The sequence below is a fragment of the Hymenobacter sp. 102 genome (genome assembly GCF_049949205.1).
Lineage (GTDB): Bacteria > Bacteroidota > Bacteroidia > Cytophagales > Hymenobacteraceae > Hymenobacter.
In genome coordinates this window covers 3160377-3172052 of sequence record NZ_CP188172.1, presented here as the reverse complement: position 1 = coordinate 3172052, position 11676 = coordinate 3160377, and the positions used below count along the sequence as shown (strand labels likewise).

General features: G+C 62.3%; 10 protein-coding genes. 8 read left to right on the top strand and 2 right to left on the bottom strand.

The window, feature by feature from the left end; translation table 11 throughout:
- Positions 1 to 156 precede the first annotated feature (156 nt).
- On the top strand, positions 157 to 864 hold the full coding sequence (locus ACN19L_RS13600) for a hypothetical protein (RefSeq protein WP_426490042.1): 708 nt from the start codon (positions 157 to 159) through the stop codon (positions 862 to 864).
- 92 nt (positions 865 to 956) lie between these two features.
- On the opposite strand, the gene ACN19L_RS13595 is transcribed toward ACN19L_RS13600, so the two are convergent.
- Complete coding sequence (locus ACN19L_RS13595) at positions 957 to 1871, bottom strand: DUF72 domain-containing protein (protein ID WP_426490041.1); 915 nt, start codon at positions 1869 to 1871, stop codon at positions 957 to 959.
- A 383-nt stretch (positions 1872 to 2254) separates the two neighbouring features.
- Here ACN19L_RS13595 and ACN19L_RS13590 point away from each other — a divergent pair, with 383 nt between their 5' ends.
- From ACN19L_RS13590 to ACN19L_RS13570, 5 genes are all read left to right on the top strand, one after another.
- Positions 2255 to 3073 (top strand): septal ring lytic transglycosylase RlpA family protein, encoded by an 819-nt coding sequence (locus tag ACN19L_RS13590; RefSeq protein WP_426490040.1) that lies wholly within the window; start codon positions 2255 to 2257, stop codon positions 3071 to 3073.
- A 330-nt stretch (positions 3074 to 3403) separates the two neighbouring features.
- Positions 3404 to 3826, top strand: coding sequence for a hypothetical protein (locus ACN19L_RS13585; RefSeq protein WP_426490039.1), 423 nt, complete (start codon positions 3404 to 3406; stop codon positions 3824 to 3826).
- Positions 3827 to 3894: 68 nt separating this feature from the next.
- Positions 3895 to 6390, top strand: coding sequence for a penicillin acylase family protein (locus ACN19L_RS13580; protein WP_426490038.1), 2496 nt, complete (start codon positions 3895 to 3897; stop codon positions 6388 to 6390).
- 75 nt (positions 6391 to 6465) lie between these two features.
- Positions 6466 to 8037, top strand: a complete 1572-nt coding sequence (locus ACN19L_RS13575) for a TonB family protein (protein ID WP_426490037.1) — start codon at positions 6466 to 6468, stop codon at positions 8035 to 8037.
- Positions 8038 to 8058: 21 nt separating this feature from the next.
- Positions 8059 to 8433, top strand: coding sequence for a hypothetical protein (locus ACN19L_RS13570; RefSeq protein WP_426490036.1), 375 nt, complete (start codon positions 8059 to 8061; stop codon positions 8431 to 8433).
- Between the two features lie 80 nt (positions 8434 to 8513).
- Here the strand turns inward: ACN19L_RS13570 and ACN19L_RS13565 are convergent, their stop codons facing one another.
- The gene (locus ACN19L_RS13565; RefSeq protein ID WP_426490035.1) at positions 8514 to 9743 is read right to left on the bottom strand and encodes an alpha/beta hydrolase family protein; all 1230 of its coding nucleotides are present in this window, start codon (positions 9741 to 9743) and stop codon (positions 8514 to 8516) included.
- A gap of 165 nt (positions 9744 to 9908) precedes the next feature.
- Here ACN19L_RS13565 and ACN19L_RS13560 point away from each other — a divergent pair, with 165 nt between their 5' ends.
- Together ACN19L_RS13560 and ACN19L_RS13555 are read left to right on the top strand one after the other, a co-directional pair.
- Positions 9909 to 10331 (top strand): BlaI/MecI/CopY family transcriptional regulator, encoded by a 423-nt coding sequence (locus tag ACN19L_RS13560; RefSeq protein WP_426490034.1) that lies wholly within the window; start codon positions 9909 to 9911, stop codon positions 10329 to 10331.
- On the top strand, positions 10297 to 11625 hold the full coding sequence (locus ACN19L_RS13555) for a TonB family protein (RefSeq protein WP_426490033.1): 1329 nt from the start codon (positions 10297 to 10299) through the stop codon (positions 11623 to 11625). Before ACN19L_RS13560 ends, ACN19L_RS13555 begins: the two co-directional genes overlap by 35 nt.
- Positions 11626 to 11676 lie beyond the last annotated feature (51 nt).

Genomic DNA, 11676 nt, shown 5'->3' with positions numbered 1-11676 from the left:
CTAGGCCATAGGGGCCGGTAGTAAGATACTCCATTTCCGGGTTTCCGGTTGGCACGCGGCGCTATTTCCCAGCCGGTTTCCGGGGCGGCCTGCAACTACCGGCACCTCTGCGGTATCTACCCGCCTGAATCCTTACTTCTCTTTCCTTATTCAGCTATGCGTATTGCCTTACTGGCCGCGGTGGTAGCACCCACCACCCTTTTCTCCCTCGCCACGCACTCCGCCCGGGCCCAGGCCCCCGACTCGGCCGCTACCCGGGCTACAGCGGGTCCATCTGCGGGCTCAGGCACCTTGCTCCGACTTGGCACGGGCATTACCCGTGGATTTGAAGTCGGTGGCTACCCTGGCCTGAAACTACCTCTGGTACTCGGTGCCGAGCATCACCTGACGCCTGCTGTGTCCATCTACGGTAACGCCTTCGCCAGTTTGGAAACCGGACGGCGCAACCGCTTTGCTGACGGCCGCCGCTTGTCCCGCCTCGGCGACTATGGCTTCGACATCGGCGTGAAATATTACTACAACCAGGAAAAGCGGCGGCAGAAGGGCCGGGCTACCGGGCCATTCGTGGGCAATTACTTCTCCATTCAAAGCAATACCACCTTCAACCCCGACACGTACCAGCCTTACCGCTATTCTACCTTAACCGTGCAGTGGGGTATGCAGCGGCGGTTGGGCAAGCACGGCTGGTTTGAGGCCTACGCCGGGGCCGGTATCAGCCGCGTGCCCGGCTACTCCTACACCAGTGTGTACTACACCACGTACCCCAATGGCAGCCCGGTATACACCCGCCAACGCCAGCCCGTCATTCTCGGCATAGCGCCCGAAATCGGGGTCAAATTCAGCCTTGGGAAAGTGGTGAAATAGTGAGGTGGTGAAATGGTGAGGCTGATGTTCTGATGGCGTACAGCGCAACCGGATCATCAGCCTCACCATTTCACCACCTCACTATTTCACCATTAAAACAAGCTACCCTGCACGGCCTGCGGAATCACGCGGGGCGGCTGCACCTGCATGCCGGTCAGCTCGTGCAGGCGGCGCAGGAAATGCTCGGCCCAGATGGGAGAATGCAGGATGTCTTTCTGGTGGATGAACACGTAGGCCGTGTGCAGGCCCGCTTCCAGCCAACCGGCCAGGCGGGCGGCCCAGTCGTCGGCCCGGCGAAAGTCAGAATCCACTAAGGCGTGGCCGTTAAGGCGCAGGAAGGCCACGGGCGTAGTCAGCCGCATGTGCAGCACGTCGCGGCGGCCGGCCACGTCGCTCAACACCAGTGGCTTGCCCAGCGCCTCCAGCATGGCCGACACCGCCTCCAGCAGACCTTTGTCCGAAAACCAGGCCGGGTGACGCAGTTCCACGGCCAGCGGCACGTAAGCGGGGAAATCGAGCAGATACCGCTCCAGCCTTGGCAAATGCTCGGGTCCGAAGGTGGGCGGCAATTGCAGAAACGCGTGCCCCAGCGTAGGCCCCAGCCCCTCAATGGCCCGGCAGAAGCTCTGCGTCAGGTCGTCAGCGTTGTACAGAGCCCGGTCGTGGCTGATTACCTGGGGCAGCTTGGGGCAGAAGCGGAACGTATCGGGCACGGCCGTACGCCACTTGCGCACCGTGGGCGCATCCGGAATACGGTAGTGCGTGGTATTCAGCTCGATGCTGTTGAACTGCCGGGCGTAGTAGTGCAGGTAGTCCGCATCCCGGATGCCCTGCGGGAAGTAGCTGCCCAGCCACGCCTTGTTGGTCCAGATGGGGCAGCCCACGTACACGGCCGGCGGAGCGGGCTGCGTGGGCAGGGCGCGGGCCAGCACCCGGGCCGTTTCGGGGTGGTCGGGCGGGAGACGAAAATCAACGTAGCGCAGGTCGGAAAGGCGGCCAAAATCCATACCCGAAGGTACGGTAAAAGCCGGGGAGCGGCTGCGTGAAAACCAGCCCTCTACAGGGGAAGGTTTTCGCGCACACGTCTTAGCATATTTCCGGGATTTTTGCAACCTAGCCCGGGAGTGGTATCGACCTTCAATGACAAAATTTTTTTAGCAGCGGATATTCTAATTTTTTGGCTGGCCCGGTCTATGTCTAAAAAGAGTGCAAAATCTACCTTAACCAAACACAAAACCTGTTTTCGAAGGTTTTCATCTAATTATTTAAATACAATATTTCTTTGAAAAGGTCAATTATAACCAAACGCAACTACCTAGTACGTCAAGCCATTGGGTAGTGGTTTGGGGGCGACTCCTAGATTTGCCCAACTCACCAACCAAGAGACTACATGAAGTTGCCTCTACGACTGCATCTCTCGGGCTTGATGATGGGCCTGCTCCTCGTGTTGCTAACGGCCTTCTCGGCCTCAGCTCGCACCCGGCGGGAAAGTGAAGATGAAAAAGCCCCGGCTGCCGCCGCCAAAAAGGCCGCCACTATGCGGGGCCGCGCCTCCTGGTACGGCCGCGAGCATCAGGGTCACCGCACCAGCAATGGGGAGCGGTTTGACCGGAACAAATACACCTGCGCCCACAAAACCCTGCCTTTTGGCACCCGGCTGCGGGTTTCCAACCCCGCAACCGGCAAATCGGTAGTGGTGCGCGTCACCGACCGGGGCCCCTTCCGCCACCAGCGTATTCTGGATCTGTCGGAAATTGCTGCCCGCCCGCTGGGCATTGTAACCCACGGTGCCGTTTCGGTAGTAGCGCAGATAGTGGATGCCGAAACGCCGCTGGGCCCCACAGATGCCCCGGAGAACCTGGCCCTACTGGCCTCCGACTCTACCATCACGGCCGATATTCACACCAACATCGTGGCCGGCGAAACCGAAGCAGCTGATGTAGCTCTCACCCCCGAGCCCGCCGCTACTTACGTTATTCAGGCTGGTACCTTCGGCGACCCGCGCAATGCCCGCGCCGTGATGGATAAAATCCAGAGCGTGGAGCCCAAGCTGCTGGTAACTACCGTAACCACCACCACCGCCGAGGGCCGGCCCCTGAACCGCGTGGTAGTGGGCCGCTTCGCCACCCAGGCCGAGGCCAATGAGGTACGGCTCCGGCTGGCCCGCGTGGGCGTGGCCGGGTTGGTTCGGCAGGGTGAGAACCTGTAAGCACGGAGTTAAGCAGATTGCCGAATTCCGACAGCCCCGACAGAGGCATCTTCCATCAGCGGAAGATGCCTCTGTTTTTTTGCAGGGTCGGGGTTTCGCATCATCAGGTATTCCCAATAACTTGGACCAGTTTCCGCTTATCCTATTCCACCTTGTGTTGTGTACAAATCCATTTTGCTTTTTGCTGGGGCCTATATAATATCCCTGCACACGGCGGTAGCCCAAAGCACTACTACTAAGGGCACTCGCGTATTAGGAATTTCCGCTGGCAGCCTGTTTTTTCGATCTGAAGCCAGTACTACAAGTGTTGATGCAGCACTTGAGCCGGTTGTGGGGGTGTTTTTCGCCAGCAACTGGGCCGCGGGCGTTGCGCTGCCAGTGGAGTACCACGCCTTCCGCTATAAACAATCGGGCGAGCACCACAACGAGTTGATAACGGGTGTGGCTCCCTGGCTACGGTTTTACATTCCCTCCCAGAGTCGGCACCGGGTATTTGGGGAAGCCCAGGCAGGGGCCTTATATAATGCTTATTGGGGCCGGCAGCAAGTGTATGATCCGCTGGGAATGCCGCGCGTTGGTGATTTCAAGGGCCATGATTTCGGCGGCTTCGTGCGCATCGGAGCCGGCTACTCATATTTTCTGACGCCGAATGTGGCCGTTGAAGGGATGGTAGCTTATCAGCAGGGCGGTTTTACCTCGGGCTACGATGGCCTGACGCTGAACATCGGCCTGCGGGCCTACCTGGGCCGGTAGTTGCGCGGTAATACTCGCAGAAACCGAAGCATTTGCTACCTTCCGCTCCCCGCGAAACTGGTTGGCAAATGCTTCGATTTCTTCCGGGCACCCTAGTGCTCCTTGTTACGCTTACTCTTACCTGGGTGCTGAACACCAAGCAGGGCGACGTGCCGCCCGTAGCGCGCCTGCTGAGCCCGTACCAGGGCTTCTGGCAGAATGGCGAAACCCCGGCCGACTTCCCCGAGCAGCAGACCCTGCACCTCGCCGGCCTGCGTCAGCCGGTGCGCGTGCGGTTCGATGACCGGCGGGTGCCCCACATCTTCGCTCAGAACGACCACGACCTGTACTACGCCCAGGGCTACCTCACGGCCCGGGACCGGCTCTGGCAGATGGAGTTTATGACCCGGGTGGCGGCCGGCCGCATTTCGGAGGTGGTGGGCCCCCGGGCCCTGGAGTACGACCGGTTTCAGCGGCGCATGGGGTTGCCGTATGGGGCGCAGAACTCGCTGCAGTCTATGCTGAAAAACGACACCACGCGGCTGGTGCTGGAGTCATACTCGGCGGGCGTGAATGCCTACATCAGCAGCCTTTCGCCCCGGGAATACCCGTTTGAGTACAAGCTGCTTGATTACGCCCCCGAGCCCTGGCAGCCTCTCAAGTGCGCCCTGCTGCTGAAGCTGATGGCCTGGGATTTGAGCGGCCGCTCCGACGATTTGCGCCTGAGCAACATCCTGCGCAAGTACGGCTCCAAGGTGGTGCAGGACCTGTTCCCCGATTACCCGTTCCGCGAAGACCCGATTGTGCCGGTGGGTACGCCCCTGGATTTCAAGCCGCTGCCAGTGCCGGCCACGCCGCCCTCGTTCACAGCCGCCTTATCGGACAAGGTGCCCGAGCGGGAGCCGGATGCCGAGCTGGGCTCCAACAACTTTGCCGTGGCGGGCAGCCGCTCGGCCTCGGGGCTGCCGTTGCTGGCCAACGACCCCCACCTGCAGCTGAACCTGCCCAGCATCTGGTACCAGGTGCAGCTGCACGCGTCCGGCCAGAACGTGTACGGCGTAACCATTCCGGGCGCGCCAGCCGTCATTATCGGCTTCAACGAGGAAGTGGCCTGGGGCGTAACCAATGTGGGCGGCGACGTGCTGGACTGGTACCAGCTGAAATTTCGGGACAACACGAAGCGCGAATACTGGCACGACGGCCGCTGGAAGCCGGTGCGCCGGGTGGTGGAGCGCATAGTCGTGCGCGGCCAACCCGACCGGCTCGACACGGTGCTCTACACCCACCACGGCCCCGTGGTATACGACCACGACGAGAAGCCCTTCAACGCCCAGACACCCACCCGCCACGCCCTGCGCTGGACGGCCCACGAGGGGGCCGATGAGGTACTGGCTTTCGTGAAGCTCAACCACGCCCGTACCTATCAGGATTACGACCGGGCTTTGCGCACCTACGGCTCCCCGGCCCAGAACTTCATCTTCGCCAGCAACCAGAACGACATTGCCATCCGGCCTAACGGCCGCTACCCGCTGAAGTGGCCCGAGCAGGGCAAGTTTATTCTGGACGGCTCCGACCCGCGCCACGACTGGCAGGGCTGGATTCCGATGACGCAGACGCCGCGGGTGCAGAACCCGGCCCGGGGCTTCGTGTCGTCGGCCAACCAGCACTCGGCCGGGCCCGACTACCCCTACTACATCGGCTGGGACTACGCGCCCTGGGACCGGGGCCACCGCATCAACCAGCAGCTAGCCCATATGCGCCAGGCCACCGCCGACACCCTGCGCGAGCTGCAGAACGACAACCTCGGCATCAACGCCCAAACCATGCTCCCAGGCATGTTGAGCCTGATGCGCGGCAACAAGGTGACGGATCAGTTGTATAGCCCGGTTCCGCCTGATAAGCCAGAATATAAGGTGCTGGAGGTGTTAGGAAAATGGGATTACCATTACACTACTGATGCCGTGGCGGCCACCATCTTCGAGCTGTGGTACCAGGACTTGGTGAAGCGCCTCTGGGAGGATGATTTCAGCAAGCAGGCTACCGGCCTGGAAATGCGCTACCCCTCCCGCGACCGGACCAACCACCTGTTACAGCAGGAGTATGGCGACGCATTCCAGGGGTTTAAAGGTGCCAGCCCCTGGATAGACGACCGGCGCACCCCCAAGAAGGAAAACGTGCACGATCTGCTGGCGGCTTCCTTGCATTTCGCCGTAGACTCCCTGACCCGCAAGTTTGGGCCGCTGGGGCCGAAGTGGGGCTGGGCCAACCAGAAAAGCACCGATATCAACCACTTGGCCCAGCTACCGGGCTTCGGGCACCAGGATATTGTGTGCGCCGGCAGCCCCGGCACCGTGAATGCCACCGGTCCGCGCAACGGCCCTTCCTGGCGCATGGTGGTAGCGCTGGGGCCGCAGGTGAAGGCCTACGGCATCTTCCCCGGCGGACAGAGCGGCAACCCGGCCTCCCGGTACTATGATGATATGCTGGAAAGCTGGCGCGTGGGCAAGCTGGATGAGTTGGTGTTCCTACGTGCCGCCGACGAAAACCACCCCCGCCTGCAGGCTGCCTGGCGGCTGGAAAAGTAAGCGTCGGCAGTACCTGTTTCGTGCGTATCTTGCTCAACTGCCCTTATCCTGCCTTCGCCTTTATCTGTTTCAGAAATGTCTTTATCGCGCAGCCGCTTCGCGTGGCATCGGGTAGTACTGGCCACTTGCCTCGCGGGAGCAACCGTGCCGACAGTGCAGGCCCAGCAAACCACTAAAAAGCCCGTTGCCGTTGCCAAGTCAGCACCCGCTGCGCGCGTGTACAGCCTATATGAAGTCCAGACGCGGCCCGAGTACGTGGAAGGCGAGTACGCGCTCCGGCAGTACCTGCGAAACCAGCTGCGCCGGCCCGCGGCCGTGAAAGCCGGTAGGGAGCGGGGCGTGGTAACGGTGAACTTTGTGGTGCAGCCGGATGGCCGCCTCACCGATGCCTTTATTGCCCGCGGACTCAGCGTCGCCAGCAACGCCGAGGCGTTGCGCCTGGTGCAGGCCATGCCCCGCTGGCGCCCCGCCCGCTACCAGGATAAGCCCGTACCTGTGCAGTACCAAATTTCCGTACCGTTTGAGCCGCCGGTTCAAGCGGTGCCTGACTTATCCGGCTTGCAGGGCGAGGGGAAGGTGGTGAAAGAAGTAGTGGAGAATAAGGTGTATACCTACGTGGAGCAGATGCCGGTATTTCCGGGCGGGCAGGAGTACCTGACGAAGTACGTGCAGGCTAGTTTGCGCTATCCGGCAGCAGCCGTTACCAACAAAGTAGAAGGCCGGGTATTTGTGCGGTTTGTGGTGCAGCCAACGGGTCGGGTAGATAACGTAGAGGTCATAAAAGGCCTGAGTGCCGGTTGCGACGAGGAGGCGGCGCGCGTCATCAAAGCCTTACCCGCCTTCGAGCCTGGCAAGCAAAACGGCCGCCTGGTTGCTGTTTCGTATACCTTGCCCGTCACGTTCAGTCTGGATAGTACGCCGGGTGCTCCGGGCGTGGCCATTCCGCCCCTGCCTGCCTTGCCCCAGCCCGAGGATAAAGTATACACTTACGTGGAGCAGATGCCGACTATAGCTGGTACCACCGAGGCCACCATTGCCTCATCCTTGCAGGCAGCCGCGGTGCTGCCTGCGGAGGTAGTGAAGGGAGCAACGGAAGGCCGCGTGTACCTGAGCTTCGTGGTGAACCGGGACGGCCGGACCGAAGAAGCCAAGATCCTGCGGGGCCTGTGCCCTGCCTGCGACGCCGCCGCCCTGGCCGCCGTGGCCAGACTGCCCCGCCTGGAGCCCGGCCGGCAAAACGGCCAGCCGGTGCGCGTGCAGCTGACGCACACGGTACAGATGTTTGGTCCCAATCACGTGTTTGAGCCCCGCGAGGCCGCCACCCAGGCCAGCTTCAACGGCGGCGGCGTGGCCCTGCGGCAGTATTTCACCGATAAGCTGAAGGAGCCGAAAGTGCTGGCCCAGGAAAACCTGCGCGGCACGGTGGAAGTACGGTTCGTGGTGCAGGCCGACGGTAAAATCGGGGCGGCCGAGGTGATACGGCCCCTCTGCCGCAGCTGCGACGAGGAAGCGCTGCGCTTGGTGCGTGCCATGCCTGCCTGGACCCCCGCCCGCACCGCCGCCGGCCAGCCCATTGCCGTGCGCCAGCAGGTGCTCATTCCCATGCCCGCCCCCGAGTTGCCCCGCAAAGCCGGTATCGACAACTAACGACTGCTCATCTTCCTTCCAATGAAAAAGACTGCCCTCCTCCTACTGCTCATCTTTCTCGGCAGCGTGTTGCTGCAGCTGGTATTGCCGTGGTGGAGCGTGGGGCCGCTGTGCCTGGTGCTGGCGGCGTGGCTCCGGGTTTCGGGCGGCGGTACTTTCCTGGCCGGTTTGCTGGGCGTGGGCCTGAGCTGGTGGCTGCCGGCCGCCTGGCTGAACACCCATGGCGCAAACCTGCTGGCCGCCCGCGTAGCCACGCTGTTGCCGCTGGGTGGGCAGCCGTGGCTGCTGGTGCTGCTCAGCGGCGTGCTGGCCGGGTTGGTGGGCGGTCTGGCAGCATTGAGCGGAGCGTTGTTACGCCGGGCTGCTGGGCCACGCAATGCTGTACCAGCTGCTTAGCTGCCCCTTCCTCACCTCTACAAAAAGGGCCCGTCTGAAATCAGACGGGCCCTTTTTGCAAACGCAGAACTTCAGCCAACCTAATACTGGGAGATAAACGCAAAGGCCTGTAAGGTGTAGGTAGCCACCGAGCTAAAGTGGTTGCCGCCCTGAATGGGCCGGAGCGTAACCTGCGTGCCCCCCCGGGCGCGCATGGCAGCGTAGGCATCCTGGGAGTTGAAATAGGGCACGTAATCATCGGCCGTGCCGTGGAACAACGCTACCGGGGCCTTGGGCTGCCAGTCGAAGATGTCGTTGTCGGTGAGTGAGGCCGTGAGGGCCGCATCGGAGCCAGTTAACACGGCTTGCCGGAAGGTGGGGGCGAACAGGGCGCTGGGCTGGCTGGGCACTTCGCTGAAGGGGTCGGCCTGCAGGCGGGTGGCGTAGGGCTCCTGGTAGTAGTAGCTGTTGGGCCGGCCCAACTTGTACACGCGGTTATAAGTATCCAGCACCCACACGTAGGTGCTCAGAAAGTTGAGCGGCTGCGTGGCATTCATAATGTACCGGGCAAACGCCGACTTATGATACGCCCCCGCCCCCGGCGCGCTGGCCGTCACGGGCAGTTCCGTGGGGTATTTCTCCTCCAGGTACTTGTGCAGGGCCATCGTGGCGTAGCCGCCCTCGGAGTAGCCCAACAGGAAATTCTTCTGGTTCACGCTGATATTCTCCTTTTTGCAGAACTCCCGGGCCGCCCGCAGCATATCAGCCGAGGCCGAGGCCAGAGACGCAGCGTGCTCATACGGGTGCGGCAGCGCCTTGCTGGCTCCGTAGCCAATATAATCGGGGGCCGATACCACGTAGCCCGTAGCCGCCAGCACCGATACCGCCGACCATAACTCACTGCTCTGGCTGTAATACGACGGCGCCCTACTCTCATCATCGGGACGGATGGTGCCGTGCTGGTAGCTGATGACAGGTAGCGCCGTAGTGGTTACCGGCACCAGCAGCGCCCCGGAAGCTGTTACCAGCTGCCCATCGGTGTTGCGGGTGGTGTAGGTGAGGCGGTACACTTTCACGGAGTAGCGCGCCAGAGAGCCTACCAGCGGAATATCCTGCACCCGGACCGCCAACTGGGCCGGCGTGTACTCGCCCAGCAGGGTACTGCCCGTGAGTACCGTGGCGGGTGCCACCGCCTCGGGGGTAGTGGTGGGTGCGGGGTCGGAGGAGGCGGAGCTTTGGCAGCCGGCACCCAACAACAAGGTGGTTATCAGGCCCAGCAGGCCTAGTGTATACGTGGGCGCCAGACGACGCAGCCGGGAAAGTAGTAGCACAAGCAGTTGATTAGCTGAGTTCTTGATCTGCCTCTACAACAGCCCAAACTGTATTCCTTGTTCCAGTAAGCGCATGAGTTCTGCTGTCAGAAATATTTTCATCTAAAAAATTAGTTGAATAACTAATTTTTTAGTTATACTTGTTGAGAACTTCACTCATCTCCAATGACCGACGCACATTTCCCGGAGCTAACCCGGGCCGAGGAGCAGGTAATGCAGGTATTGTGGCAGCGTGGGCCTTCGTTTGTGAAGGACGTGGTGCCGGAGCTACCGCCCCCGGCTCCGGCCACCACCACGGTTTCCACCATCATCCGCATTCTGGAGCAGAAGGGCTTTGTGGGGCACGAGGCCTTCGGGCGCACCCACCGCTACCACGCCCTGGTGGCCCAGGATGCGTACCGGCGCTTCTCGTTGCGCAAGCTGCTGGGCGGCTACTTCGGCGGTTCGTTCACCCGCCTGGTTTCCTTTTTCGCGCAGGAAGAAAATCTGGATGCGGCCCAGCTCGATGAGCTGCTGCGCCACGCCCAGGCCTCCTCCCCAACCCCACCCGCCAATGAGCCCGACCCTACTACCGAGCACCACGCCTGAGCTGCTGAGCTGGCTGCTGCAAAGTACCCTCTGCCTGGGGGCCTGCTGGCTGCTGTATCGGTATGTACTCCGGCAGGAGCGGTTTTTCCACTACAACCGCCGCTTTCTGCAGTTCACGCCCTGGCTGGCGTTGCTGCTGCCCCGGCTGGTACGGGTGGGGCTTGAATATTGGCCCGCCGAGCCTGCCTCGGGTGAAGCCGGGGCAGTACTGAGCGGCGGCCTACTACCCGGCCCCACGGTGCAGGCGGTGGGCAGCGCCTTGTACAGTCTGCCCCAGTGGCTGCCGCTGCTGTACCTGGGCGGCGTGCTGCTCATGCTGACGCTACTGGCGGCTCGGCTGCTGCGCCTGTGGCTGCGCACCCGCCACCTGTCCCGGGAGCCCCGCACCGGCTACGTGCTGGTGCGCACCGGCGGACAGCTGCCCACCAGCTCCTTCGGCCGCTGGATTCTCTGGGATGAAACCGTGCCCCTCTCGCCTGCCGAGGCCCAGGCCGTGCTAGCTCACGAAATAGCCCACGTGCAGCAGGGCCACACCGCCGAGAAGTTGCGCCTGGAGCTGGTGCGGGCGCTACTGTGGCCGGTGCCGTTCGTGCACCTGTTTCCGCGGGCCCTGGCGCAGGTACAGGAGTTCATGGCCGATTCGGCGGCGCTGCGGCTGGCCTCCCCGGTCACGGCTTCGCCCACGGCCTACGCCAGTCTGCTGGCCCGCCTGGCTTTGCGCCCCTACCAACCCGATTTACCACTTACCCAATCCTTCACTCAATCTCTCACCCTTACCCGTATCCGTATGCTTACCCAATCCACCGCCGCCCGCCGCTGGAAACAGTGGCTGCTGCTGCCCCTGGGCACGGCCCTGCTGGCCAGCGTAGCCGCCTGCGAACAAGCCGGCGAGCTGCCTCCTCCCCCGCCCCCCGCCGTGGCCGATGCCGCGCTGGCTCCTCCCCCACCGCCACCGGCGCTATATGAAGGCGACGGGCAGACTCCTCCCGGTTACCCCGGTGGTATGACCCAGTTGATGACAGATGTAATGAAGCGGGTGACCTACCCGGCTGCCGCCAAACAGGCCAAAGTAGCCGGCACCGTTTTCGTTCGGTTTGTGGTGAGTGAGCAGGGCTATATTCAGGATGCGGAGGTAATGAACACCCCCAAAGGGCCCAGGCCGGCCGTGGAGGCCCTGAAATCGGAAGCCCTGACGGCCATCAAAACGCTGCCCGGCCGCTGGACGCCCTGCCAACGTGACGGCAAAGCCGTGGCCACCCGCTACACTATTCCGGTTCAGTTCGCGCTGAAATAAACCGCTTGACATTTGCCCCTGAAACCGCTGCGCGCCGCTGGGTGGGCAGCG